At 49.3% G+C, this 24460-nt stretch carries 24 protein-coding genes and 1 pseudogene; 9 read left to right on the forward strand and 16 right to left on the reverse strand.

The features are described from left to right. The first annotated feature begins 247 nt into the window (after positions 1 to 247). Positions 248 to 1480: a sensor domain-containing diguanylate cyclase gene (locus tag AACS80_RS11600; RefSeq protein ID WP_138183805.1), complete on the forward strand. Its 1233-nt coding sequence runs from the start codon at positions 248 to 250 to the stop codon at positions 1478 to 1480. 30 nt (positions 1481 to 1510) lie between these two features. Here the strand turns inward: AACS80_RS11600 and smrA are convergent, their stop codons facing one another. Beyond that, on the reverse strand, positions 1511 to 2074 hold the full coding sequence (gene smrA, locus AACS80_RS11605; RefSeq protein WP_130208769.1) for a DNA endonuclease SmrA: 564 nt from the start codon (positions 2072 to 2074) through the stop codon (positions 1511 to 1513). Between the two features lie 654 nt (positions 2075 to 2728). Between smrA and AACS80_RS11610 the strand changes: the two are divergent. From AACS80_RS11610 to uspE, 4 genes and pseudogenes are all read left to right on the forward strand, one after another. Next, positions 2729 to 2870: pseudogene (locus AACS80_RS11610) on the forward strand (AbgT family transporter); the annotation flags it as partial. 10 nt (positions 2871 to 2880) lie between these two features. Next, positions 2881 to 3396: a methylated-DNA--[protein]-cysteine S-methyltransferase gene (ogt, locus tag AACS80_RS11615; protein WP_135409895.1), complete on the forward strand. Its 516-nt coding sequence runs from the start codon at positions 2881 to 2883 to the stop codon at positions 3394 to 3396. 194 nt (positions 3397 to 3590) lie between these two features. Beyond that, entirely contained in the window at positions 3591 to 4343 is a 753-nt protein-coding gene (gene fnr, locus AACS80_RS11620; RefSeq protein ID WP_000611911.1) for a fumarate/nitrate reduction transcriptional regulator Fnr, read from the forward strand. Between the two features lie 150 nt (positions 4344 to 4493). Then, positions 4494 to 5444, forward strand: a complete 951-nt coding sequence (gene uspE / locus AACS80_RS11625) for a universal stress protein UspE (RefSeq protein ID WP_130208771.1) — start codon at positions 4494 to 4496, stop codon at positions 5442 to 5444. 50 nt (positions 5445 to 5494) lie between these two features. Here the strand turns inward: uspE and AACS80_RS11630 are convergent, their stop codons facing one another. After that, positions 5495 to 5752 (reverse strand): DUF2534 family protein, encoded by a 258-nt coding sequence (locus AACS80_RS11630; RefSeq protein WP_130208773.1) that lies wholly within the window; start codon positions 5750 to 5752, stop codon positions 5495 to 5497. Positions 5753 to 5995: 243 nt separating this feature from the next. Between AACS80_RS11630 and ynaI the strand changes: the two genes are divergently transcribed. Continuing rightward, on the forward strand, positions 5996 to 7027 hold the full coding sequence (gene ynaI / locus AACS80_RS11635; protein ID WP_130208775.1) for a low conductance mechanosensitive channel YnaI: 1032 nt from the start codon (positions 5996 to 5998) through the stop codon (positions 7025 to 7027). A gap of 57 nt (positions 7028 to 7084) precedes the next feature. On the opposite strand, the gene AACS80_RS11640 is transcribed toward ynaI, so the two are convergent. The 3 genes from AACS80_RS11640 to mppA form a co-directional block, all read right to left on the reverse strand. Further along, a complete protein-coding gene (locus AACS80_RS11640; protein WP_135409894.1) occupies positions 7085 to 9010 on the reverse strand; it encodes a GH25 family lysozyme in 1926 nt (641 codons plus the stop codon). Positions 9011 to 9013: 3 nt separating this feature from the next. Continuing rightward, positions 9014 to 10093: a glycoside hydrolase family 25 protein gene (locus tag AACS80_RS11645; RefSeq protein WP_240727103.1), complete on the reverse strand. Its 1080-nt coding sequence runs from the start codon at positions 10091 to 10093 to the stop codon at positions 9014 to 9016. Between the two features lie 187 nt (positions 10094 to 10280). Then, positions 10281 to 11894: a murein tripeptide ABC transporter substrate-binding protein MppA gene (gene mppA, locus AACS80_RS11650; protein ID WP_135406509.1), complete on the reverse strand. Its 1614-nt coding sequence runs from the start codon at positions 11892 to 11894 to the stop codon at positions 10281 to 10283. 182 nt (positions 11895 to 12076) lie between these two features. On the opposite strand from mppA, the gene mpaA reads away from it, so the two are divergent. Further along, positions 12077 to 12805, forward strand: a complete 729-nt coding sequence (gene mpaA / locus AACS80_RS11655) for a murein tripeptide amidase MpaA (RefSeq protein WP_064527321.1) — start codon at positions 12077 to 12079, stop codon at positions 12803 to 12805. On the opposite strand, the gene ycjG is transcribed toward mpaA, so the two are convergent. Further along, the gene (gene ycjG, locus AACS80_RS11660) at positions 12780 to 13745 is read right to left on the reverse strand and encodes an L-Ala-D/L-Glu epimerase (RefSeq protein WP_135409893.1); all 966 of its coding nucleotides are present in this window, start codon (positions 13743 to 13745) and stop codon (positions 12780 to 12782) included. The two genes, mpaA and ycjG, sit on opposite strands and share 26 nt — an antisense overlap. 118 nt (positions 13746 to 13863) lie before the next feature. Here ycjG and tpx point away from each other — a divergent pair, with 118 nt between their 5' ends. After that, a complete protein-coding gene (tpx, locus tag AACS80_RS11665; RefSeq protein ID WP_064527317.1) occupies positions 13864 to 14370 on the forward strand; it encodes a thiol peroxidase in 507 nt (168 codons plus the stop codon). A gap of 44 nt (positions 14371 to 14414) precedes the next feature. Here tpx and tyrR read toward each other — a convergent pair whose 3' ends face one another. The 8 genes from tyrR to pspA all read right to left on the reverse strand — a co-directional run bounded on the left by tyrR (position 14415) and on the right by pspA (position 20601). Continuing rightward, positions 14415 to 15956 (reverse strand): transcriptional regulator TyrR, encoded by a 1542-nt coding sequence (gene tyrR, locus AACS80_RS11670; protein ID WP_135409892.1) that lies wholly within the window; start codon positions 15954 to 15956, stop codon positions 14415 to 14417. Between the two features lie 146 nt (positions 15957 to 16102). Continuing rightward, a complete protein-coding gene (locus AACS80_RS11675; protein WP_130216090.1) occupies positions 16103 to 17164 on the reverse strand; it encodes a YcjF family protein in 1062 nt (353 codons plus the stop codon). After that, positions 17161 to 18558, reverse strand: a complete 1398-nt coding sequence (locus AACS80_RS11680) for a YcjX family protein (RefSeq protein ID WP_135409891.1) — start codon at positions 18556 to 18558, stop codon at positions 17161 to 17163. The genes AACS80_RS11675 and AACS80_RS11680 overlap by 4 nt, the downstream gene beginning before the upstream one ends. A 118-nt stretch (positions 18559 to 18676) precedes the next feature. Next, complete coding sequence (pspE, locus tag AACS80_RS11685; RefSeq protein WP_064527288.1) at positions 18677 to 18991, reverse strand: thiosulfate sulfurtransferase PspE; 315 nt, start codon at positions 18989 to 18991, stop codon at positions 18677 to 18679. A 74-nt stretch (positions 18992 to 19065) separates the two neighbouring features. Then, positions 19066 to 19287: a phage shock protein PspD gene (gene pspD / locus AACS80_RS11690; RefSeq protein ID WP_096839698.1), complete on the reverse strand. Its 222-nt coding sequence runs from the start codon at positions 19285 to 19287 to the stop codon at positions 19066 to 19068. Positions 19288 to 19295: 8 nt separating this feature from the next. After that, on the reverse strand, positions 19296 to 19655 hold the full coding sequence (pspC, locus tag AACS80_RS11695) for an envelope stress response membrane protein PspC (RefSeq protein ID WP_130222740.1): 360 nt from the start codon (positions 19653 to 19655) through the stop codon (positions 19296 to 19298). After that, on the reverse strand, positions 19655 to 19879 hold the full coding sequence (pspB, locus tag AACS80_RS11700; RefSeq protein ID WP_001274965.1) for an envelope stress response membrane protein PspB: 225 nt from the start codon (positions 19877 to 19879) through the stop codon (positions 19655 to 19657). The genes pspC and pspB overlap by 1 nt, the downstream gene beginning before the upstream one ends. Before the next feature lie 53 nt (positions 19880 to 19932). Continuing rightward, positions 19933 to 20601, reverse strand: coding sequence for a phage shock protein PspA (gene pspA / locus AACS80_RS11705; protein ID WP_000511019.1), 669 nt, complete (start codon positions 20599 to 20601; stop codon positions 19933 to 19935). A 166-nt stretch (positions 20602 to 20767) separates the two neighbouring features. On the opposite strand from pspA, the gene pspF reads away from it, so the two are divergent. Then, a complete protein-coding gene (gene pspF / locus AACS80_RS11710; protein ID WP_001602351.1) occupies positions 20768 to 21745 on the forward strand; it encodes a phage shock protein operon transcriptional activator in 978 nt (325 codons plus the stop codon). 131 nt (positions 21746 to 21876) lie between these two features. Here pspF and puuE read toward each other — a convergent pair whose 3' ends face one another. Both puuE and puuB read right to left on the reverse strand, forming a co-directional pair. Further along, positions 21877 to 23142, reverse strand: coding sequence for a 4-aminobutyrate transaminase (puuE, locus tag AACS80_RS11715; RefSeq protein ID WP_130260917.1), 1266 nt, complete (start codon positions 23140 to 23142; stop codon positions 21877 to 21879). A 37-nt stretch (positions 23143 to 23179) separates the two neighbouring features. Beyond that, positions 23180 to 24460 carry a gamma-glutamylputrescine oxidase gene (gene puuB, locus AACS80_RS11720; RefSeq protein WP_088376288.1) on the reverse strand — a complete coding sequence of 427 codons (1281 nt, stop codon included), beginning with the start codon at positions 24458 to 24460 and terminating at the stop codon, positions 23180 to 23182.

A 24460-nucleotide genomic window follows, 5' to 3' on the forward strand; every position in this document is an offset into this window, starting at 1 on the left:
ATTATCAATGCTTTATTTTGTAGTCTAGTCTTCTGGTCATCTTACGCAACATCTCCTCACCCCATTACCCTGAAATGATTAATAAAATCCTGTCAAAACTAAATACAGAAAGCAAAATACTTTTCATGATTAGAAAAGGGGTAAAGTGTTAAATAGCGTCTATCATTATCAGAATTATCTGATCATTCGTGGTGGCATTTTTGCGATCAGATAACAATAGAAAATTGATAAAAATAACGGGATTTCAATGACTACGCACAACTTCAATACCCTGGACTTATTAACCAGTCCTGTCTGGATCGTTTCCCCCTTCGAGGAACGGTTAATTTATGCCAATAGCGCTGCGCAACTGTTGATGCAAGAACTCACTTTTAGTCAGCTACGAACCGGCCTCTATTCCGTCTCCTCCCAAAACGAACTGCCAAAATATCTCGTAGACCTGCATAACCAACTCGATATTGTAGAAATTCTCACGGTCAAGCGTAATGGTGAAGAGACAGCACTAAGCTGTCGGTTAACCCTCAAAGAGATTGGTGATTCTGGGGAAGTGATTATATTTGAAGGGATGGAGACACCCGCAAGTCTGGGCTTAAAAGCCAGCCGATCTGCAAATTATCAGCGTAAAAAACAAGGGGTTTATGCGCGTTTTTTTCTGACTAATTCCGCGCCAATGCTGTTGATAGATCCCTCGCGTGATGGCCAAATTGTCGACGCCAATGTGGCCGCACTCAATTTCTATGGCTATAACCATGAAACAATCTGTCAGAAACACACTTGGGAAATTAATATTCTTGGGCGTCGCGTGATGCCTGTCATGCATGAAATTTCGCGTTTACCCGGCGGACATAAACCTCTTAACTTTGTCCATAAGCTGGCAGATGGTTCCACTCGCCATGTGCAAACTTATGCCGGGCCAATTGAGATTTATGGCGACAAGTTAATGTTATGCATCGTGCATGACATTACCGAGCAAAAAAGGCTGGAACAACAACTGGAACACGCGGCTCACCATGACGCGTTGACGGGGTTACTTAACCGCCGACAATTTTATCACATCACCGAGCAAGGCCAGATGCAGCATCTCGCAATCGCTCAGGATTACAGTTTGCTGCTTATCGACACCGATCGTTTTAAGCATATTAATGACCTGTACGGTCACCAGAAAGGTGATGAAGTTTTATGCACTCTGGCTCGTACGCTCGAAAACTGCGCTCGCAAAGGCGATATGGTGTTTCGATGGGGAGGTGAAGAGTTCGTCTTGTTATTACCCAGAACTCCGCTGGATGCCGCAATTTCTCTCGCTGAGACTATCCGATTGAGCGTGGCAAAAGTGAGTATTTCTGGCTTACCGCGTTTTACGGTCAGCATTGGCGTGGCACATCACGAAGGCAATGAAGGCATCGATGAACTGTTTAAACGCGTAGATGATGCGTTGTATCGGGCGAAAAATGACGGACGCAACCGCGTACTGGCGGCTTGATATTTTCAATAGCGCGGAAGCGTCAATGAATTATCGACTGCGTTTAGCGTGACGCTCCCAGTTTTCTTGTTTCGCCTGCGCTGTTTTACGCAGTGCAACGTAACACGCCCCGCTGCCGCCATGATGCGGTAGCGCGGTGCAATAAGCCTGTACATCATCAAACTCTGTCAGCCAACGTGCGACATAACTACGGACAATGTTGGCGTGAGACTTATCTTCTCTGCCTTTGCCGTGAATAATAAGTACATTACGCAAACCATCCGCCCGCGCCTGATGAATAAAACTAAACACCATTTTGCGGCACTCTTCCACCGACTGGCGAAGTAAATTCAGGCTAGCCTGTTGCGGATATTTGCCGCTGCGTAGCTTATCGATCACCCCATGTTGCAAACCTTCCCGACGAAATTCCAGGGGCTGATTTAGCGGGATGATGTCGAGAAATCCTGTGGTGAGGAAATTATCAAGTTGCAGCGTGTCTATACGCTGTGGCGCACGTTGGTTACGCACAGGATGCCAGTGGACATCAGTAGCACGTTTCAGTGGTTGGACATCTTCCATGGCGTCAAGAAACAGCGATTTGTCGTCAAGGTTCATGTAACCTCCTATGTACCTTCGCACGTCGTGATCCAGACGAGTTAATTGTTCATACATCTGATGCCTGCTGTATCGTTCACTTCGCAAGTTGAAGCAACATCTTGCTCCATACAGGCTAGTGTCCCCGCAGGCGGGGCATTTTATACCAGCCTGGTTGCAGTATCGAACAGTTTAAGCCGGGAGTGAGCCTGCACAGGCCCTAATTAAGGCGATTTGTCCATCACAGCAACCAATATATGATGACGGTAATTTGTTGCACTTCGCCTGAAATATACTTCAGCAAATCACTCTGCAATATGTTTAACCCCCGCACAGGTTAATCATCCGCTAAATTCACCAGTCGATTAACGATGCATGATTATTCAATCATGAGATGACCGTTTTAACTTATATTTTCGTGAAATCTGTCACTGAAGAAAATTGGCAACTGATGGGCAAAACCGTTATAACACTGTCACCGGCTGACAGGAAGCAGGCCGGATTCAAGACGCGGATGCACTGCTGTGTGTACTGTAGAGTCTGGCGGATGTCGACAGGCTCTATTTTTTTATTCATTTGTTTGCATTGCAGAAAACCACATTCTCGCTGGTGTCGGGAGAAGTAACGAAGCGGCAGACGCATTTAGCCCGGAAATCCACCTCAGCGCTATCGATCAAACCGGAAACTAATCCAGGTACCTACTATTCATTAGTCGTACCGTACCCTCTTATCTTCTTGTGGTATGGCTGCTAATGTTGCTTGCATGGTATCTTGTCGGTCTGCTGATTAGTCGGGGGTTTACCCACATTTATCTTAAGAGAGAACGGATGCTGAGATTACTTGAAGAAAAAATTGCCACGCCACTGGGTCCTCTGTGGGTTATTTGCGATGAACAATTTCGTCTGCGGGCGGTTGAGTGGGAAGAGTATAGCGATCGCATGGTGCAATTGCTGGACATCCATTATCGCAAAGAAGGTTATGAGCGTATTTCCGCCACCAATCCCGGCGGGTTAAGCGATAAACTTCGTGATTATTTTGCCGGTAATCTAAGCATTATTGGTTCCCTACCCACTGCCACCGGCGGTACGCCATTTCAACGGGAAGTATGGAAAACGCTACGCACTATCCCGTGTGGACAGGTAATGCATTACGGTCAACTGGCAGAACAACTAGGCCGCCCAGGGGCCGCGCGTGCCGTCGGCGCAGCCAACGGTGCAAACCCGATCAGTATTGTAGTGCCTTGTCACCGGGTCATTGGCCGAAACGGCACGATGACAGGATATGCAGGCGGAGTGCAGCGAAAAGAGTGGCTATTGTGCCATGAAGGTTATCTTTTACTGTAAACATTAAGCAATTTGTGCCTGCGTGTTCACAGTTTTACGTAAAGTTACCCTTAACAATCTAAGGCTTTTCAATTAGATAGACATAAATTTACATCTATTATCGGAATTCTCCGCTGTTAAGGTTTGCTTAGACTTACTTGCTCCCTAAAAAGATGTTAAAATTGACAAATATCAATTACGGCTTGAGCAGACCTATGATCCCGGAAAAGCGAATTATACGGCGCATTCAGTCTGGCGGTTGTGCTATCCATTGCCAGGATTGCAGCATCAGTCAGCTTTGCATCCCGTTCACACTCAACGAACATGAGCTTGATCAGCTTGATAATATCATTGAGCGAAAGAAGCCTATTCAGAAAGGCCAGACGCTGTTTAAGGCTGGTGATGAACTTAAATCGCTTTATGCCATCCGCTCCGGTACGATTAAAAGTTATACCATTACAGAGCAAGGCGACGAGCAAATCACTGGCTTTCATTTAGCAGGCGATCTGGTGGGTTTCGATGCCATAGGCAGCGGTCATCATCCAAGCTTCGCCCAGGCGCTGGAAACCTCGATGGTGTGTGAAATTCCGTTCGAAACGCTGGACGATCTGTCCGGTAAAATGCCAAATTTGCGCCAACAAATGATGCGTCTGATGAGCGGCGAAATTAAAGGCGATCAGGACATGATCCTGCTGTTGTCGAAGAAAAATGCCGAAGAACGTCTGGCTGCATTTATCTATAATCTGTCCCGTCGTTTTGCCCAACGCGGCTTCTCCCCTCGTGAATTCCGCCTGACGATGACTCGTGGCGATATCGGTAACTATCTGGGCCTGACAGTTGAAACCATCAGCCGTCTGCTGGGGCGCTTCCAGAAAAGCGGCATGCTGGCAGTCAAAGGTAAATATATCACCATCGAAAATAACGATGCGCTGGCCCAACTAGCCGGTCATACACGCAACGTCGCCTGATTTTTCCGCATAACTCACTATCCTTCTGTCATATCATTAAATTTTTCTCATTTATTGATCTGGCAGAAGGTTCATCACTGTTTCATTCACCAGATCTAGGTTACTCTTTTAATACAAACTGCATTGACAGTTGTTGTAAGGAGACTCTGTATGGCTATGTATCAGAACATGCTTGTTGTTATCGATCCTAATCAGGACGATCAACCCGCATTACGGCGAGCTGTTTATTTGCATCAACGGATTGGTGGCAAAATTAAAGCCTTTTTGCCTATTTATGACTTCTCATACGAGATGACTACCCTACTCTCCCCGGATGAGCGGACCGCCATGCGTCAGGGCGTCATTAGTCAGCGTACTGCGTGGATCCACGAGCAGGCGAAATATTATCTTAACGCTGGCGTTCCCATTGAAATTAAAGTGGTCTGGCATAACCGTCCTTTCGAAGCCATCATTCAGGAAGTACTTAGCGGTGGGCACGATCTGGTGCTAAAAATGGCGCACCAACATGACCGCCTGGAAGCGGTGATTTTTACGCCAACAGACTGGCACCTGTTACGCAAATGCCCGAGCCCGGTGTGGATGGTGAAAGACCAGCCGTGGCCGGAAGGGGGTAAGGCGCTGGTGGCGGTGAATCTCGCCAGCGAAGAGCCGTATCATAATGCGCTCAATGAAAAATTGGTGAAAGAGACGATCGAACTGGCGGACCAGGTCAACCACACCGAGGTACATCTGGTTGGTGCTTATCCAGTAACCCCCATCAATATTGCGATTGAACTGCCGGAATTTGATCCAAGCGTTTATAACGATGCTATTCGCGGGCAACATTTACTGGCGATGAAAGCCCTGCGGCAGAAATTCAGCATTGACGAGAAAATGACGCATGTCGAAAAAGGTCTACCGGAAGAAGTGATTCCCGATTTAGCGGAGCATTTACAGGCAGGGATTGTGGTTCTGGGAACCGTAGGACGCACTGGTATTTCTGCGGCATTCCTTGGCAATACGGCGGAACAAGTGATTGATCATCTTCGCTGCGACCTGCTGGTGATTAAACCCGACCAATACCAGACACCTGTCGAACTGGATGACGAAGACGACGATTAATCGTTCGTCACTTACTTTCAAGGCCCGAAGTTACGGGCCTTTTCTTTTACTTACTTTTCCTCTCCACCGAGGAAATAAATACCCAGCGGGATTGCCAGTAACACGGTAAAGACCAGACTATAGACAAAAATCATCGATGACTGAATCACATACATGGATGTCGTCCATTCGGACAGCGGGATATTGTATTGTTCAATAACACCACCGATAGTCGCGCGAGTCACTACCGACGCCGCAATAATGAAAACCGCCAACAAACCTATGAGAAACTTTCTCCCTTTCGCTGACTTCAGTTTCGCCATGATCATAATATAATCCTTTTGCAGATAAACCCTTTGTTACTTGTGTGTAACAATACCATGACATTTTGGTGTTGTCTGCCCTGAAAGCAATAGATTGTCGCGTAACATATCATCAACTCGTTGATAAATTAGCTAATGTTGCTACTTCCTTCCCTGCCTATTGATGATATGCATGAATTATCGCGATAAAATAACCCCGCCAGGGGTTTCCGGCATGACGTCAACAATCTGGAGGAGCCTAATAAAACAATGATCGCTGAACTGTTTACAAATAATGCGCTTAATCTGGTCATTATTTTCGGTAGCTGCGCAGCATTGATTCTTATGAGCTTTTGGTTTCGCCGTGGAAATCATAAAAGAAAAGGATTCTTATTCCACGCAGTGCAATTTTTAATCTACACCATAATTATCAGTGCTGTTGGTAGCATCATTAATTATGTCATCGAAAACTACAAACTCAAATTTATCACACCGGACGCCGTTGATTTTATCTGTACGTCACTGATAGCCCTTATCCTGACGGTTAAGTTATTCCTTCTAATCAATCAGTTTGAACGGAAGCAGATTAAAAAAGGCCGCGATATTACCAGTGCACGGATTATGTCGCGGATCATCAAAATCAGCATCATCGTCGTCATTGTTCTGCTCTATGGCGAACATTTCGGCATGAGCCTTTCAGGCTTGCTGACTTTTGGTGGTATTGGTGGCCTTGCAGTAGGTATGGCCGGTAAGGATATTCTGAGCAACTTCTTTTCCGGCATTATGCTCTATTTTGATCGCCCCTTTAGTATTGGCGACTGGATCCGTTCTCCTGACAGAAATATCGAAGGAACGGTGGCAGAAATTGGCTGGCGAATGACTAAAATCACCACATTTGATCATCGTCCGCTGTACGTGCCGAACTCACTGTTTTCATCTATCAGCGTTGAAAACCCCGGTCGAATGACCAACCGTCGTATTACTACGACCATTGGTTTACGTTATGAAGATGCGGCTAAAGTGGGCGCTATTGTCGAAGCGGTACGCGAAATGCTTACAAATCATCCCGCCATCGACCAGCAGCAAACCCTATTGGTTTATTTCAACCAGTTTGCCGATTCGTCGCTAAATATTATGGTTTATTGTTTTACTAAAACCACGGTTTGGGCCGAATGGCTTGCCGCCCAGCAGGACGTATATTTGAAAATTATCGATATTGTACAGTCGCATGGCGCGGATTTTGCCTTCCCCAGCCAGACGTTGTATATGGAGAATAACACACTACCAGAACAGGTGAAGTAATAACCTGCAGAAACTGGATGGCGATATGCTTATTCGCCATCCAGTCTTATTTATTATTCAATTAACAGCAGCCAGCGCGACATTATTCTCGCCAGCTTTAAACTGAACATATTGTTCCTCAGTACCAAAGAAAACTTCAGACTCCGTACTGTGACCGATCCCCGGTACCGTTTCATTCCCTGAATATTGCCAAAGCGTCCAGGGATTGCGTCCTTCAAGCTTCACACCAGCTTGTCCCCAATACCCCATCCACACCATATACTGCTCGAATCGACTATCCATGAAATGTGACAGGTTATTATGATTTCCATAAAATATGGGGGTTTTGTGATAATTTTGGTAGATTAAATCGGCAAAACGCAAAATATCATTACGTGCATTAGCCATTCCCGATTTTTTAAAGCAGTTTAGTTGAGTTGTATCTTCACCTTCAGGATTTACCAATAAAATGCCGGGCGGTAACATTTTCGGCTCTGCGGGCAGGAGACTTTTTGCCGTTTCCAATTGCGCCTCAGGTGTGCGGCAAAAATCAAATTTGAAATAACCTCCACGGTCAAATTTGGAATCTGCTAATTGTTTCCAGTGAGACTTAAATGATGAATCAGGACCTCTCCAGCCAACTACTCTCGCATACACAAAACGCGCAGACGATTTTTCCTGGAATAATTTCCAGTCTATTTCACCATCGTTAGAAGAAATATCATGTCCGTGAATTGGGTAAATTTCCGGCGTTTTAAAAATACGAATATCAGGACGGTTGGGAATTGCACTTACGGGGCCATAAGGAATCTCAATCGATTTATTATCTTTTTCCTGATTATCTGCGGGGACAGAGGCTGGCTTATCAATCGAGAATGAGGCTACATCAATATTCGTAAACTCCCCTGCTTTACCCGCAGCCAGCTGAGTCTTATTATCCAGACGACTTGCCGCAGGTTCATTGATGAAGAAGAATCCCCCTGGACCCGCTGGCATTTCTGTTGCACCTATCCAGGCATCGCTTAAATGTAATCCCTTACCTTGTTCATCCAGTTTTTCATTAATATCTGAATATTGATCATTAACATAGATAAATAAACTCAACGTTCTGGTTATTCCTGCGTAGTATTCCTTTTTTCCATCTACTTTTACCATATACGACTTACCAAAACGTTCGTCGGCAACGCCATTCGTTACTCCTTTGATAATTGTATCGAAAAAGACACTGCCGCGCTTTGCCTCCAGTGAGTAAACCTCTGTTTTATCATCACCGGCAGCTATTGCATAGGCACCGGGATTACTGTACGAGTTAGAATTACCCGCGCCGATAGTCATGCCATACAAGCCAGAACCAAAGCAGGCATTGACTAAAGTCAGAACATGGAAATAACGCTTTGCCAGAATATTAAGTTGTGTGTTCAGAGCTGGCATTTCATACATGCCTTTTGAACCATCAATATCCGTAGCGTTGCTCAATACAAATGCAGGTGCTTTATCAGAATTACCATTTTGAGTGCCAAAACGACCATGGCCTGAATAAGCAATTAACAAGCGAGCTTTCTTATCAAACATCATCCCTCTGGCAGGTAAATATTCCTTTAAAAAATAATTAATATTATCTAATGAAGCTTCCTGATCTCTCAATAAAATAACCTCATCAAACTTCTGTCCGTTGATCAGAAAATCAGCCATTCTTTGGCCATCCACCGCGGCTGCCGGAATATCTGCATGTAATAGTGGATATTTTGAAATTGCAATAATCAACCCGATGGAGCGCGTTTTCGCTGCATCCTGATCGGGTATTTTTAACGCATCACTGATCCGGATATCCAGTTTCCCTGGGTTCTCTGGCCCATAGTGGACAAAAAAATGACAATATTCATCAGGGACCATTGCGCCATTTTTGCAAATGTCATCTGCGCGGGCATCAGTCATTCCCAGTGATATTCCTGCAATTAACAGCCCCAGGACCGTTTTACATAAATTTGGCCATCGCCTGTTCATGATTTAAAACTCCTGCACACCCAGAGTGGAATAAAACTCAGCGGTCGGGCCCTTGTATATACTGGCATCGAATTTCTGACTTGATCCCAAATTAAGCTGCGCAGCATCGGTAAACTGCCAGATTGCCCATTTTGTCTGGTTAATTGAACGCGGCGTTTCGCTGGCCTGTGCCTGATTAGAATAATCAGCCAGCCACAGATTATGTTCTGCAACCTGGGCAAAACTTTTTTCTCCGCCGACGGCATCTTTCCACCACGCCCGCGCAGTGTAGATAACCGGTTTACGCCCTAAATCGGCTTCTACCTGCGCGGTGAATGCCTTGATCATCGTGATTATTTCAGTGGGTTTACGCTTCTGCCAGCGGTCCTTACCTGTTGATGAATCTACATCCCACTCAACATCCACCGCCGGTGGCATATCTGTCGCCCTTAACCCGCCATTGGCTTTAATAACTTTAACAAACGTCATTGCCTGCTTGCGTCCCCACAATTCCGCGTCGTCTGCCGGTGTGCCACTGGAAAGAAAGTGGTAGGCCCCACGGTGAAGTTTTATCCCTCGCTCAGTATCCCCAGCCCGCTGCCAAAAACCGGCGAATTCAGGATCAACATAACGCGTTCCTTGACTGGACTTCATATACAAGAACACAGACTTATTTTTTGCCAACAGTTCGATCGGGAAGTTTTTACCGTTATGATGGCTGATATCCACACCAAATAAAGAACTGGGTCGTGGTTGATTCAATACCGAATCGTAAGCGACATCAGCCGGAAATTTAAAATATTTTTTTACCGCAAAGGAATCAAACTCTTTATCACGAGATGGATCCGATTCCAGTATTTTTACAAACAATTCTTGTCGTGAGAGATCATTCGTTAAGTTTTCCAGCCCCAACGACGTGGCATCGGGCAGTGATTCTGCGGCCAGGCTTAAAGAAGGATAATGAAGGAGTAATAACGAGATAACTAAAGGAATAGCTAAGGATTTTTTCATTTTACCACCCCATTTTAGCTGTGTGTCTGTTTGCGAATGAAAATTTTCACAAGGAACGCAATACGTCTTGCGTTGTAAAGAAAAGTAAAGCACAGCTTATATTGGGAGTATGTAATACACCTTTTAAATAAAATATTTGATTATTATTTATGCTGGACATTGGCAGAAAAATTCAAATAATTATCTTGGGTGTGATTTTTATAGGGGGGATTTTAAAAAAGAAGGTATTTTATCGGGGTTGTTAAATCTGGCGCGCATAAACGCGCCAGATGACATCATATTAATGCTTCACAATATACATTGTGCGACTATACGCCACATCTTCCGGGTTATTAATTGGATAACCTTTCAACCACGGTTTGATTAATCGCCCATTGGTATACTGGTAAATCGGTGCAATAGGCGCTTGTTCTATGAGAATTTTCTCTGCCGCGTTGTAATCGGCATTGCGCGCTTTAACGGTATTTTCAGTCGACGCCTGGGCCAGCACTTTATCGTATGCCGGATTATTAAACCGTGAAATATTTCCCGAGTGCGTTGACGTTAACAGCGTCAGGAAGGTAGACGGTTCATTATAGTCCCCTACCCATGATGCGCGGATAACGTCAAAATTACCGGTGTTACGGCTATCGATATAGGTTTTCCATTCCTGATTTTGCAATTTGACGTCCACACCAAGATTCTTTTTCCACATCGACGCTACGGCAATCGCAATTTTCTGATGGTTTTCTGAAGTGTTATACAACAGCGTCAGCTTCAGCGGTTTTTGCGGACCATAACCGGCTGCGCTCAACAAAGTTTTTGCCTGCGCATTCAGTTCTTCCTGACTCATTTGTTCAAACGGCGAAGGCTCCGGCGTAAATCCGGCAGTAACATCTGGCGTAAAATGCCATGCTGGTTTTTCACCGGTGCCTAATACTTTTTCCGTCATCAGGCGGCGGTCAATCGTCATACTTAATGCCAAACGAACGCGTTGATCTGCCGTCGGACCTTTTTGCGTATTGAAGGCATAATAATAAGTCCCCAGCTGCGGCGGTGTATAAACCTGCCCTGGAATATCCTTCAACAGCTTTTGATACATATTTTTCGGGAAGGACTCAGTGATATCAATATCACCTGCAAGATAACGTTTCGTGGCAGCGGACTCCTGGTTAATCGGCAGGAAAGTCACTTTTTGCAGTACCGTTTTTGCGTTATCCCAATAATGGGTATTCGGTACAACCACCAGCTTTTCATTCACTACGCGTTCTTTAAGCACATATGCGCCGTTTCCGATAAGTTTCCCTGGTTTTGTCCAATCTTTACCGCTTTCAACGTTGGCTTTTTGCACCGGGAAGAAGGCAAAGTTGGCCGTCAAATTAACAAACCACGGCAATGGCTTATCAAGCTGGATTTTCAGGGTATGGGCATCAACGGCAGTGACGCCAAGTTGGTCAGGCGTGGCTTTACCATCAATAATCGCCTGAGCATTGTTTACCCCCGCCAGCGCGGCAAACCAGGCAAATGGGGACAACGTTTTCGGGTCTACCAGACGTTGCCAGCTATAGACAAAATCCTGCGCGGTAACCGGTGTGCCATCTGCCCATTTAGCATCATCGCGCAGGGTAAAGGTCCAGATACGGTTGTCATTGCTTTTCCACTGGGTGGCGACGCCGGGGACAATCTCCCCTTTTTCATTCTGATTCACGAGTCCTTCAAACAAATCGCGAATCACCTGAATCTCCGGCAAACCAACCGCTTTCGCGGGATCCAATGATGCAGGCTCATCCTTAATATGACGCACCAGCTCCTGCTTGTCTGCCAGTACTGTGCCGCTCGGAACATCAGCAGCATACGAAAGAGAAATGCTGCTGACTAACAGCGCACAACAAGTTACTGAAACAGAGTGCTTCATAAGTTACCCTCAAACCGACGTTAATATTGATGCGTAATTATTTGTTTCTCCTTAAAGAAATGCAAATAACTTCCGGCAAAAAAGTGATAAAAGATCGATAACATATCGTTGTCGAAAAGGATTTGATAATCCACAAAATTTGCACAACACTGCCTGTAATACTTCTATTGTCAGAGACGATTATGACCGTGACTCGCCCACGCGCCGAACGGGGCGCTTTCCCCCCAGGAACTGAACATTACGGACGTTCATTATTGGGTGCGCCGCTGCTCTGGTTTCCCGCCCATGCCGCCAGCAGCGAAAGTGGTTTGATTCTTGCTGGTACCCACGGCGATGAGAATTCTTCCGTCGTCGCCCTCTCCTGCGCATTACGCACATTAACACCGTCTTTGCGCCGTCATCATGTGGTGCTCTGTGTGAATCCCGACGGTTGCCAGTTGGGTCTACGTGCCAATGCTAATGGTGTGGATTTAAACCGAAACTTTCCGGCAGCGAACTGGAAGGAAGGAGAAACGGTTTATCGCTGGAACAGTGCCGCCGAAGAGCGCGACGTTGTTTTGCTGACCGGAGATAAACCCGGCTCCGAACCTGAAACCCAGGCGTTATGCCAACTCATTCACCGCATTCAGCCCGCCTGGGTCGTCTCGTTCCACGATCCGCTGGCGTGTATTGAAGATCCCAGACACAGCGAATTAGGTGAATGGCTGGCCCAGGCATTTGAATTGCCGCTGGTAACCAGCGTCGGCTACGACACCCCCGGATCCTTTGGCAGTTGGTGTGCAGACCTGAACTTGCACTGTATCACTGCTGAGTTTCCCCCCATCTCCGCCGATGAAGCCAGCGAAAAATATCTTTTTGCGATGGCGAATTTACTGCGCTGGCATCCTAAAGATGCAATTCGCCGGTCGTAAACTGAAGAGCCGGTTCCACATCCACCGCCAGCCAGGTCGGCCCGTCGAGATCGGCGAAGCTGACCTGCGGCGCCAGCGGTAATGCTGCGCTAATGGCGCGTGAGGTGCATAACATGCAGCCCAACATCAGGCTGAAACCTTGTGCACGCGCTTCTGTTGCCAGCGCCAACGCTTCCGTCAGGCCGCCGGTTTTATCAAGCTTGATATTAACCATCTCATAGCGCCCTTTCAGCGCCTTCAGGTTGCTGCGGGTATGACAACTTTCGTCCGCGCAAATAGGCAATGGATGGATAAAATTCTCCAGCGCCGCATCGTCCTGAGCCGGGAGAGGTTGCTCCAGCATTGCGACGCCTAAATCGGCCAGCAACTGGCATCGAGCCGCCAGTCCTTCCGCACGCCAGGATTCATTAGCATCAACAATTAACGTCGCATCCGGCACTGCCGCGCGAATCGCCACCATCCGCTCGCTGATAAGATGATTATCCAGCTTCACTTTTAGCAGCTTAGCCCCAGCCTGCCATAGTGCTGCGGCACTGGCTGCCATCTGATCCGGCGTACCGATCACTACCGTCTGCGCAGTGGTGATCGTTTCAGGAAGAGAGATACCGGTAAGTACAGCCAGCGTCTGCTGCTGTTGTCTTGCGGCCAGATCCCACAGCGCACAATCCAGCGCATTACGCGCTGCACCGGCAGGCAGAACTTTTTGCAACTCTGCGCGCGTCAGCCCTTTTTCCAGTTGTGGGACCACGCTCATTATTTGCGCCATGACTGAGGCATCACTTTCGCCATAGCGCGGATAAGGCGTACATTCGCCCGTACCTTTGACGCCATCTTCTTCCAGTTCAACCACCACCACGCGCGCTTCACTGCGGCTTCCTCGCGCAATAACAAACGGGGTATGTAACGGCCAGGCTTCCTCAAATACCTTAACGGTTCTCATCTTTACTCCTTGTTGCCGCGGTGGTCTGCGGATTAAGCGCAAATAGCGATTGCTGTGTTATTGACAGTTAGCATAAACTAGGCGTGACGTTAACTATATGTAAACAGGAAAGATAATCATGTCACAAATCGTTCATTTCCAGGGCAACCCGGTTACAGTCGCCAATTCCATCCCACAAGCGGGTAGCAAAGCGCAGACTTTTACTCTCGTGGCAAAAGATCTGTCTGACGTCACCCTCGGTCAGTTTGCGGGCAAACGCAAAGTGCTGAACATTTTCCCGAGCATTGATACCGGTGTTTGCGCCGCATCAGTACGTAAGTTTAACCAACTGGCAACCGAAATCGACAACACGGTTGTGCTGTGCATCTCCGCCGATCTGCCGTTTGCTCAGTCTCGTTTCTGCGGCGCGGAAGGTCTGAACAACGTTATCACTCTCTCCACTTTCCGTAACGCTGAATTCCTGCAAGCTTACGGCGTTGAGATCGCTGAAGGCCCACTGAAAGGTCTGGCAGCACGTGCGGTTGTGGTAATTGATGAAAATGATAATGTGATCTTCAGTCAGTTGGTCAATGAAATCACCACCGAGCCGGATTACGAAGCAGCTCTCGCGGTACTGAAAGCGTAAATTATTATGCCTGATGGTATTGCGCCATCAGGCATTTATCCCACTTATTCTTCGCTCTTCTTCTGACTCAATCCATATTCCCGCAGTTTATTGGCAATCGCGGTGTGTGAAACGCCCAAACGTTTTGCCAGTTTGCGCGTACTGGGGTAATTGCGATAAAGCTGGGTTAATACCGAACGTTCAAAACGGCTGGTGATTTCGTCCAGCGAACCTTCCATAGCATCTTCACCAACGGCCACAGTTGCAGCGTCATAATCTGGCAGCAAAATATCCTGCGGACGCAGTTCATAACCTTCCAGTTGCGTCAGTGCGCGGTAAATAGCGTTTTTCAACTGCCGCACGTTACCCGGCCATGCATAACGCGTAAGCACGGTATTTAGATCTGCAGCTAATTTCGGACGCGGCACGCCCTGCTCGTCGGCAAAGCGTGCGACGAACAGTTCGGTTAACGGCATGATGTCCTGCGGACAGTCACGTAGCGGCGGCAGATTTAACGTCAGCACGTTCAGACGATAATAGAGATCTTCGCGGAACACGCCTTTTTGCACCAGCTCGACCAGATTCTTCTGCGTCGCGCAAATTACCCGCACATCCACATGCACTTCGTGGTCTTCCCCTACTCGACGGAAAGTGCCATCGTTGAGAAAACGCAATAATTTTGCCTGCATTCGTGGCGACATCTCGCCAATCTCATCCAGCAAAACCGAGCCGCCGTTCGCCTGTTCAAAGAATCCTTTTTTCCCCTCCGGCGCATGCCCGAAGAGTTCGCTCTCTACAGCATCTTCTGGAATAGAAGCACAGTTCAGCGCCAGATAAGGTTTACTCGCACGCGGGCTTGCCTGATGACAAGCGTAAGCAAAGAGATCTTTACCTGTGCCGGTATCACCCGTGATCAGCAGCGGTGCGCTTAACATTGCTAACTTTTGCGCCTGCTCTACCGCATGCTTCATTTTAGGACTGATGGCGACAATCTGACTGAAGGCGCTGACATCCTGGGCAGCCACATTTTGCAACTGACGGCCCATACGGATTGTTGAGCGCAGCATCACTACCGCACCGGTCAGGACATGCTGGTCGTTTTCATCCTGAAGATAGACAGGCGTTATTTCCATCAGGAAATTTTGTCCATTAATCACTACATGTTCGTTATGTGATTCCTGCGGGTCGCTCTCAAGCCAACGTAAAAAATTAAATCCGTTAATCAATTGCGCAGCGGTATGATTGCGTAAGCGCTCCAGTTTTTGCCCGAATAGCTGACAGCTCGCCGGATTTGCCATGTCCACCTTGCTTTTCATATCGACAGAAAGCACGGGTTCAGGCAATGCTTCAAGCAATGCGCTCAACGCCTGATGTTCTCGCTCGGAAGGCATCCACGGCACAGTGCGCACATCGGTAACGCCCGCAATACGGCGTATTTCCGCCATCAAACTGCTGAAACTGTCAAAATCCAGTTCGGAAAAATTCAGGTAAATCCGCCCGATTGGGTCAATCTCAATACCGCGTAAATCGATGCCTCTTAGCACCAGTAGGTCGAGCAATTCGCGGGTCAGACCGAGTCGGTCTTCACAAAAGACTTCCAGACGCATGGGAACCTTCACATGAAAAAGAACAATAAATATGATGATATGACACTATTCGAGTAGCAGGAAGGTTTCTGTCAACAAACATTGACACAACGATGGATAAACGGGCACTTCGGCGTAAAGCTATCCGATCAGCGCCCGAATGTGCACTATTTTTCGCCGGACGTTTTGCTCTTTTGTAACGTCTCTTTTACCTGACCGATGAGCTGACGACGGAAATCACCCAAACGTGGTTTGTCATTGTCAATCCACGGCAGCGGGCGGCAAAGTTCCATAGCTTTGATCCCCAGTCGTGCGGTCAGTAACCCGGCACCTATTCCCTGAGCGGCGCGAGTAGACAAGCGCGCGGCGAGATCCTGCGACATCCAGTCCATCCCCACTTCACGCACCAGTTCGCTGGCACCCGCGAAAGCGATATTCAGCAAGACCAGTTTAAACAGGCGCAGACGGCTGTAATACCCCAGTTCAATGCCATACAGCGTGGCGATGCGATTAATCAAACGCAGATTGCGCCAAGCGATAAACGCCATGTCCACCAGCGCCAGCGGGCTGACCGCAATCATCAACGTCGATTCCGCCGCCGAACGGCTGATTTCCCGACGCGCCTGTGCATCCAGTACTGGCTGAACGAGATGGGCATACAAACTAACCACTTCACGATCGTTCTGCGTTTCATGGATTGAGGCATACCAGCGTTGTAGCGCCGGATGTGACTGATCGATTCCCGCCTGCTGCGCCAGTTTTTCGCAAAATGCGCGGCCTTTACCCGTGCCGTGACTGTGCAACAAATCGCGTGCTTCGTCGCGTTCGTGCGCACGCTGGCGCAAGCGCCATAAGCGCCGCCATTCTGTTACCACAGAACCCACGCCAGCGCCGATAATCAATGCCCCAGCGGCACAACCGCCCAGCGCCACCCAGTCCTGAGTTTGCCAGGCGTTCATTGTCCACTGCACGCCCTGACCGACAACGCTTGCGCCAAACAGAGCCAGCCCGCCCATCACCATTTTGCGCCACAGACTGCGTTTCGGACGTAACGCGGCATCCATTACCGCTTCGACTTGCCCCTCTTCTTCCTGCGCTTCGTCGAGCGTGGCCGGGGCAAAATTTTGCGCTTGATTTTCGTCAAAGGTCTGCTGCGCCCTGAATTTTGGACTCTGATCGACCTCCAGCGGACCGTCGAAATCAATACGTGGTTTTAACGGTTCGGTCATCGCAATTTATCTCCTATTAAAAATTCCAGCGCAGCATCAAGACGAATATGCGGTAGCGGTTTGTCGACATCCATTACCTGCGGACGAAACGCTTCAAACTGGAAGCCTTGCTTATCCCAGAACGCCTGACCGGGCAAACGTGCAGGAACTTCGCCAGGATAAACAGTGAGCGGTGCGCCATCGCTGAGTCGATTACCGCGCAGCGCCGGGATTTTCTCACCGTTAACATCAATAATGCCGCTGGTGGTCGCCTGAACTGACGCCAGCCCCAGGCAGTCCATGCTGATCCCTTCGAACGCCGCATTTTGCCAGGCATCCTGAATCAGTTGTTGCAGTAATGAAACCATATTGGCATGCTGATCGATGGTCACATGGTCCGCTTTAGTGGCAGCAAACAATAGCTTATCAATAACCGGCGAAAACAAACGCCGGAACAGGGTACGCTGCCCGTAGTGGAAACTTTGCATCAGCTGCGTCAGCGCCAGACGCATATCATTAAATGCCTGTGGCCCACTGTTGAGAGGTTGCAGGCAATCCACCAGCACAATCTGGCGGTCAAAGCGCAGAAAGTGGTTTTTATAGAACCCTTTCACCACCTTCTCGCAGTAATAATTAAACCGCTCGCGCAACATTCCGGCATTGGTATGCTTATCGGCCTGCGCCAGTTTGGACTCGCCCCAGGCATCGACATCAGGCCACGGGAAGAATTGCAGCGCGGGCGCTCCTGCCATATCGCCAGGCAAAACAAAGCGCCCTGGCTGAATAAAGTGCAGCCCCTGCTGTTTACACTGGTGGAGATAATCGGTCCACGCGGCGGCAATGTCTGCCAGTCGGTTTTCGTCGGCAGGCGCTAACGGATCCAGGCCTTCGCACATCATTTGCCATTTCGCCGACCATTCGCCGCGCTGGCCATTGAGTAAGCCCGTCATCTGCCGCGACCAACTTAAGTAATCCTGCGCCAGCATCGGCAGGTCGAGCAGCCATTCGCCGGGATAATCCACAATCTCCAGATACAGCGTGGAGGTGTCTTTGAAGTGACGCAGCAGTGAATCATTCGATTTAAAACGTAGCGCCAGGCGGATTTCACTGACGCCGCGCGTTGGCGTCGGCCAGGCGGGAGGATCGCCATATAACTGCGCCAGCCCTTCATCATAGGTGAAGCGCGGAATACCAAAGTCACGCTGGGGAATGCGTTTTACGCCCAGCAGGCGCTCTTCACGCACCGCGCTTAATAGCGGCAAGCGTGCTCCGGCATGAATATTGAGCAACTGATTAACCATCGCGGTGATAAACGCTGTTTTGCCGCTGCGGCTAAGTCCGGTTACAGCGAGGCGCAGATGTCTGTCGACACCCCGATTCACCAGCGCATTAAGTTCATTTTTAAGTCGCTTCATTGCTGTCCTGTGCCAGAAAGCCGTAGAAAGGATTAGATACTGGAGATAATAATATGGGTTAATTTTGATTTATCAAATGAATAAGCGGCGTTATTTACACCGCTCAGGCAATAATTTGTTAACCTTTGACCTTCGGCATTTCGATGTCTTTCAGTCCACCGACGTTCTCAACGTGGGTATATCCCATCTCGTTGAGGATCTCTTTTGCCTGCCCGGACTGGCGTCCGGCGTTGCAATACACTTTCACGGTGTCGTTTTTATCCGGAACGGCGGTGGCTATGCGCTCTTTCACTTCCTTTAGGGGAATATTGATGGCCCCCTGAACGTGCTCTTGCTGATACTGCTCTGGAACACGAACATCTATCCAGTGTTCAGCGGCGAAAACAGGCAGTGAAAACACCAGCGTCAGAGCAAGTAAGCCTTTTTTAAACATATAAATATCCTTCTATGGATGAAAATTGCCATCCATTATACGCCTGAGATCTAACAATATTTGCGGAACTCCCCTCACCTTTTATAACGCTGCGCCAGTTTATTGGCAGCCCGACTTAATAGCGGTTCCAGCGCCACAGCCAGCAACATTTTCAGCGGTCGGCGAGCAACTGATTTTATCGCCCAACCAGCCACACCCGCCGGGCCATAGCGCAGTGCGGTAAGAAGTACCAGCTTGCCTGCTAATTTGAAACCAGGCTTCATCTTTTGCCCGGCCTGTTGCCAGCGAGTATTCATAACTTTCCTCACAGTTGACGGAAACGGCTACGTAGCGTGAAGGTGTCGGAAGTGACATAACGTTCCATCTCGCGTAAACGCGTTTCACTGGCCGCCAGTTCACGGTCGACTTCATCCAGCAATTCGCTGCTGGAAGGTTGTTGTTTACCAAACGCCATGTTGTCAGGCATTGGATCAAGCGCAAATGACAAAATGATGTAAGCAACCAAGGTAAACAGCGCCAGGCCGAAGAAAATCGACAGCACCACCAGAATACGTACCAGTTTTACCGGTACATCAAAATAGTTAGCAATCCCGGCACAGACCCCGCGAACCATGCCCTGTTGTGGAATGCGCCATAATTTTTTATTGAGATTAATACCCGCCATTAGCGATCCCTCCAGTTCGGATGTTCAGCATCAAGAATGGATTCCAGCGCCTGAATACGCTCGCGCATCCGTTTTGCTTCATCAGCCAGTTGCGCTAATCGCTGTTGTTCGCTTTGCGAAAGCTCTCCACGACTGGAGCGGTTGCTGTAATGCAGCCATAACCAAATCGGTAAAACAAACAGCACAAAGATGGTTAACGGAATAGCCAGAAATAGCGCGCTCATAAGGACTCCTTAAGGGATGAGCGGCGGCGTGTTCGGACGCCGCCAGGATGTTATTATTGATTGTCTTGCTTCATTTTGGCTTTTAATTGTGCCAGTTGCTCGCTGATTGCATCATCAGCTTTCAGCTCGGCAAACTGATCATCCAGCGATTTTTGTTTGCCGAAACTGTGGCTTTCCGCTTCGGCTTCCATCTGGTCGATACGGCGCTCGAAAGATTCGAAACGGGCCATCGCTTCATCCAGTTTGCCACTGTCCAACTGACGACGCACATCGCGCGACGAGTTTGCCGCCTGATGGCGTAACATCAATGCCTGCTGGCGAGCGCGTGTTTCGCTCAATTTGTTTTCCAGTTCGCCAATCTCTTTCTTCATACGCACCAGCGTATCGTCCACCAGCGTCACTTCATGTTCCAGGGACTTAATCAGATCGGTCAGTTTCTGTTTTTCAATTAACGCCGCACGCGCCAGGTCTTCTCTATCTTTCAGCAGTGCCAGTTCGGCTTTTTCCTGCCACTCAACTTCACGCGCCGACGCTTGTTCAATACGGCGAGTCAGCTGTTTCTTTTCCGCCAGCGCACGTGCCGAAGTAGAACGCACTTCAACCAGCGTGTCTTCCATTTCCTGGATCATCAGACGCACCAGTTTCTGCGGATCTTCCGCTTTCTCTAACAGAGCGTTGATGTTGGCATTCACGATGTCGGCAAAGCGAGAAAAAATACCCATAATGTTGTCCTCTTGATTTCTTCGTTCAGGATTGTCCTGCTGAACTGTTAATACAATTTGCGTGCCAATTTTTTATCTTTTTGATTTATAAAGATCTGATTGAAGAATCAACAGCAACATGCCAGGATGAATTAGCGAATTACACTAACAAGTGGCGAATTTCATCATGGCAGAATACAAAGATAACTTACTCGGTGAGGCGAACAGCTTTCTCGAAGTTTTAGAGCAGGTTTCGCATCTCGCACCGCTGGACAAACCGGTGCTCATCATCGGCGAGCGCGGAACAGGTAAAGAGCTGATCGCCAGCCGTCTGCATTATCTCTCCTCTCGTTGGCAAGGGCCGTTTATTTCCCTTAACTGCGCGGCGTTAAATGAAAATCTGCTGGATTCCGAACTATTTGGTCACGAAGCGGGGGCGTTTACCGGTGCGCAAAAACGTCATCCAGGGAGATTTGAACGTGCCGACGGCGGTACGCTGTTTCTTGATGAACTCGCTACGGCACCGATGATGGTGCAGGAAAAATTATTGCGCGTGATTGAGTACGGTGAACTGGAGCGCGTTGGCGGCAGCCAGCCATTGCAGGTGAATGTGCGGTTGGTATGCGCGACGAATGCCGATCTTCCGGCGATGGTCAATGAAGGTACTTTTCGCGCTGACCTGCTCGACCGGCTGGCTTTTGATGTTGTGCAACTGCCACCACTGCGCGAACGCGAAAGCGACATTATGTTGATGGCAGAACATTTTGCCATCCAGATGTGTCGGGAAATCAAACTGCCTCTGTTCCCGGGTTTTACCGAGCGCGCCAGAGAAACGTTGCTGAATTATCGCTGGCCGGGAAATATTCGTGAATTGAAAAACGTGGTGGAACGTTCGGTGTATCGCCACGGCACCAGCGATTATCCGCTTGATGACATCATTATTGATCCCTTTAAACGGCGTCCACCTGAAGAAGCCATCGCCGTTTCAGAAACCACCTCGCTTCCGACGCTGCCGCTGGATTTACGTGAGTTTCAGATGCAGCAGGAAAAAGAGTTGCTGCAACTCAGTTTGCAACAGGGGAAATATAACCAGAAACGCGCAGCTGAATTGCTGGGATTAACCTATCATCAGTTCCGCGCGTTGTTGAAAAAGCACCAGATTTAGCGAAGTTGGGCAATACAACTTGCCGGATACGGCGTGAACGCCTTATTCGGCCTACATAATCAATACGTCATTTGTAGGCCTGATAAGCGCGGCGCATCAGGCATTATTGCGTTGGCCTTCGCTTCTGCGTATTAATCTCTCAGCGCATCCTGCAAAATTTTCATTGCCGCATCGAATTGCGCATCCGGGATGGTCAGCGGATACAGGAAACGAATCACGTTGCCGTATGCGCCACAGGTCAGGAGTAGCAGCCCCTGCGCCAGCGCACGTTGCTGGATTTTCTGCGCAATCTCCGCTGACGGTTCGCCCGTTTGCGGATCGTTAAACTCTGCTGCAATCATCGACCCCAGACCACGTACTGCCGCGATCGCCGGAGCGTTTTCTTTGGCCTCAATCAGCGTGTTTGTCAGGCGCTGGCCCAGTTGATTCGCGCGTTCGCAAAGTGATTCTTTGTCGATAATGTTGAGCACCGCGTGCGCGGCAGCCACCGCCAGCGGGTTCCCGGCGTAGGTACCGCCAAGCCCGCCCGGCGCAGGGGCGTCCATAATATTCGCGTTACCGACCACGCCTGAAAGCGGCATACCGCCCGCCAGGCTTTTCGCCATCGTCATTAAATCCGGCTTATCGGCGTAATGATCCATGGCAAACAATTTACCTGTACGCGCAAAACCGCTTTGCACTTCATCGGCAATCATCACGATGCCGTGTTCGTCGCACAAGCGGCGAATGGCAGAAACCAGCTCTTTTGGCGCCACGTTGAAACCACCCTCGCCCTGCACCGGTTCGAAAATAATCGCCGCCACCTGCTTCGCTTCGATGTCTGATTTAAACAGACGCTCGATGGCGTCGAGGGAATCTTGCGTTGAAATGCCCTGTAAGTCTGACGGATAAGGTACGTGATACACCGAACCGGGGAACGGGCCGAAGCCGATTTTGTACGGCGCGACCTTTCCAGTTAACGCCATGGTCATATACGTACGACCATGGAAGCCGCCGCTAAACGCAATCACGCCAGGGCGTCCGGTATGGGCGCGGGCGATTTTCACCGCGTTCTCAACCGCTTCCGCACCGGTGGTGAAGAACGCGGTTTTAGCCTGCCCGCTCACCGGGGCCAGGGCGTTGATTTTCTCCGCCAGGGTGACGTAGCTTTCGTATGGCACGATCTGATACGCCGTGTGGGTAAACTGTTGCAGTTGCTGTTCCACTGCCGCCACCAGTTCAGGATGGCGATGTCCGGTGTTCAGCACCGCGATGCCTGCGGCGAAATCGATATATTCGTTGCCTTCAACATCCTTCAGCGTGGCATTTTCAGCCGACTGGGCGAAGAAGTTACACATCACGCCAACCCCGCGCGGAGTGGCAGAAAGACGACGCTGATGGAATTCATTGTTGCTCATGTTTCACACCTTTTGACTCTTCACTGTTAATCGGAAATTAAACACCCAGACGATCGCGCAGGCTGTAATAAGCCGCGCCCATCGCGGTAAACGGCACGCGCAGCGTACGCCCGCCGGGGAACGGGTAATGCGGCAGATTGGCGAAGGCGTCGAAACGTTCGGCGTCACCGCGCAGCAGTTCGGCAATCAAACGCCCAGCGAGATGGGTACAGGTCACGCCGTGGCCGCTATAGCCCTGCATGTAATAGATGTTGGTATCGAGGCGACCAAACTGCGGCATCCGTGAAAGGGTCAGCAGGAAGTTGCCCGTCCAGCGATAGTCGATTTTGACGCCCTTCAGCTGCGGGAAGGTTTTCAGCAGTTTCGGCACCACAAGACGCTCAACGTCATCCGGGTCGCGCGCGCCGTACACCACACCGCCGCCGTACAGTAGGCGGTTGTCGGCGGTAAGACGGTAGTAATCAAGCAGATAATTACAGTCTTCAACGCAGTAGTTTTTCGGGATCAGCGAACGAGCTAAATCTTCTGACAGCCGCTCGGTGGTGATCACCTGTGTGCCGCATGGCATGCTGCGTTTCGCCAGTTCCGGCTCCACTTTATCGCCCAGGTACGCATTCCCGGCGACAATCACATACTTCGCCGTCACCTGACCTTTGGCAGTACGCACCACGGCGGGCGTAGTGTGCTGGATCTGCGTCACCGCAGAAAGCTCATACACGCGTCCGCCATTGAGACGAATGGCGTCCGCTTCGCCAATGGCGAGGTTCAGGGGGTGAATATGCCCGCCGCTGTGATCCAGCAGCGCGCCGGTGTAGCGATCGCTGGCTACTTCGCGGCGAATGGCGTTGGCGTCCAGCATCTCCAGCTGTTTATTGCCGTAACGTTCCCAGTTCTCTTTCTGCTCTTCCAGAGTCGCGAGCTGTTTATCATTCATCGCTACAAACAGACCGCCGGGGCGGTAGTCGCAGTCAATCTGATAACGTTTGATGCGCTCGCGGATGATCTCCCCGCCCTCAAACATCATGCTGCCGAGCATACGGGCGGTGTCCATGCCGTAGCTTTTTTCGATAACGTCGATGTCACGGCTGTAGGAGTTCACAAGCTGCCCGCCGTTGCGCCCGCTGGCGCCGAAGCCGATGCGTGAGGCTTCGAGAACCACCACGTCAAAGCCCGCTTCCGCCAGATGCAGCGCGGAGGAAAGCCCGGTATAACCGCCGCCAACCACGCAAACGTCGCAGGAAATCGACTCATTCAGCGTGTCGAATGGCGCGTATTTATTCGCACTGGCGGCGTAGTAACTGCTGGTATGTTCGGTCAT

Source organism: Escherichia sp. E4385 (genome assembly GCF_963883145.1).
Taxonomy (GTDB): domain Bacteria; phylum Pseudomonadota; class Gammaproteobacteria; order Enterobacterales; family Enterobacteriaceae; genus Escherichia.

Excerpts from the sequence above, each read along its gene's own strand:
- uspE (WP_130208771.1), top strand. The coding sequence starts at position 4,494 with ATGGCTATGTATCAGAACATGCTTGTTGTTATCGATCCTAATCAGGAC.
- AACS80_RS11675 (WP_130216090.1), bottom strand. The coding sequence starts at position 17,164 with ATGACCGAACCGTTAAAACCACGTATTGATTTCGACGGTCCGCTGGAG.
- pspB (WP_001274965.1), bottom strand. The coding sequence starts at position 19,879 with ATGAGCGCGCTATTTCTGGCTATTCCGTTAACCATCTTTGTGCTGTTT.
- tpx (WP_064527317.1), top strand. The coding sequence starts at position 13,864 with ATGTCACAAATCGTTCATTTCCAGGGCAACCCGGTTACAGTCGCCAAT.
- ynaI (WP_130208775.1), top strand. The coding sequence starts at position 5,996 with ATGATCGCTGAACTGTTTACAAATAATGCGCTTAATCTGGTCATTATT.
- ycjG (WP_135409893.1), bottom strand. The coding sequence starts at position 13,745 with ATGAGAACCGTTAAGGTATTTGAGGAAGCCTGGCCGTTACATACCCCG.
- AACS80_RS11640 (WP_135409894.1), bottom strand. The coding sequence starts at position 9,010 with ATGAACAGGCGATGGCCAAATTTATGTAAAACGGTCCTGGGGCTGTTA.
- pspE (WP_064527288.1), bottom strand. The coding sequence starts at position 18,991 with ATGTTTAAAAAAGGCTTACTTGCTCTGACGCTGGTGTTTTCACTGCCT.
- pspC (WP_130222740.1), bottom strand. The coding sequence starts at position 19,655 with ATGGCGGGTATTAATCTCAATAAAAAATTATGGCGCATTCCACAACAG.
- AACS80_RS11680 (WP_135409891.1), bottom strand. The coding sequence starts at position 18,558 with ATGAAGCGACTTAAAAATGAACTTAATGCGCTGGTGAATCGGGGTGTC.
- tyrR (WP_135409892.1), bottom strand. The coding sequence starts at position 15,956 with ATGCGTCTGGAAGTCTTTTGTGAAGACCGACTCGGTCTGACCCGCGAA.
- pspA (WP_000511019.1), bottom strand. The coding sequence starts at position 20,601 with ATGGGTATTTTTTCTCGCTTTGCCGACATCGTGAATGCCAACATCAAC.
- puuB (WP_088376288.1), bottom strand. The coding sequence starts at position 24,460 with ATGACCGAACATACCAGCAGTTACTACGCCGCCAGTGCGAATAAATAC.
- AACS80_RS11600 (WP_138183805.1), top strand. The coding sequence starts at position 248 with ATGACTACGCACAACTTCAATACCCTGGACTTATTAACCAGTCCTGTC.
- AACS80_RS11630 (WP_130208773.1), bottom strand. The coding sequence starts at position 5,752 with ATGATCATGGCGAAACTGAAGTCAGCGAAAGGGAGAAAGTTTCTCATA.
- pspF (WP_001602351.1), top strand. The coding sequence starts at position 20,768 with ATGGCAGAATACAAAGATAACTTACTCGGTGAGGCGAACAGCTTTCTC.
- ogt (WP_135409895.1), top strand. The coding sequence starts at position 2,881 with ATGCTGAGATTACTTGAAGAAAAAATTGCCACGCCACTGGGTCCTCTG.
- mpaA (WP_064527321.1), top strand. The coding sequence starts at position 12,077 with ATGACCGTGACTCGCCCACGCGCCGAACGGGGCGCTTTCCCCCCAGGA.
- puuE (WP_130260917.1), bottom strand. The coding sequence starts at position 23,142 with ATGAGCAACAATGAATTCCATCAGCGTCGTCTTTCTGCCACTCCGCGC.
- pspD (WP_096839698.1), bottom strand. The coding sequence starts at position 19,287 with ATGAATACTCGCTGGCAACAGGCCGGGCAAAAGATGAAGCCTGGTTTC.
- mppA (WP_135406509.1), bottom strand. The coding sequence starts at position 11,894 with ATGAAGCACTCTGTTTCAGTAACTTGTTGTGCGCTGTTAGTCAGCAGC.
- fnr (WP_000611911.1), top strand. The coding sequence starts at position 3,591 with ATGATCCCGGAAAAGCGAATTATACGGCGCATTCAGTCTGGCGGTTGT.
- smrA (WP_130208769.1), bottom strand. The coding sequence starts at position 2,074 with ATGAACCTTGACGACAAATCGCTGTTTCTTGACGCCATGGAAGATGTC.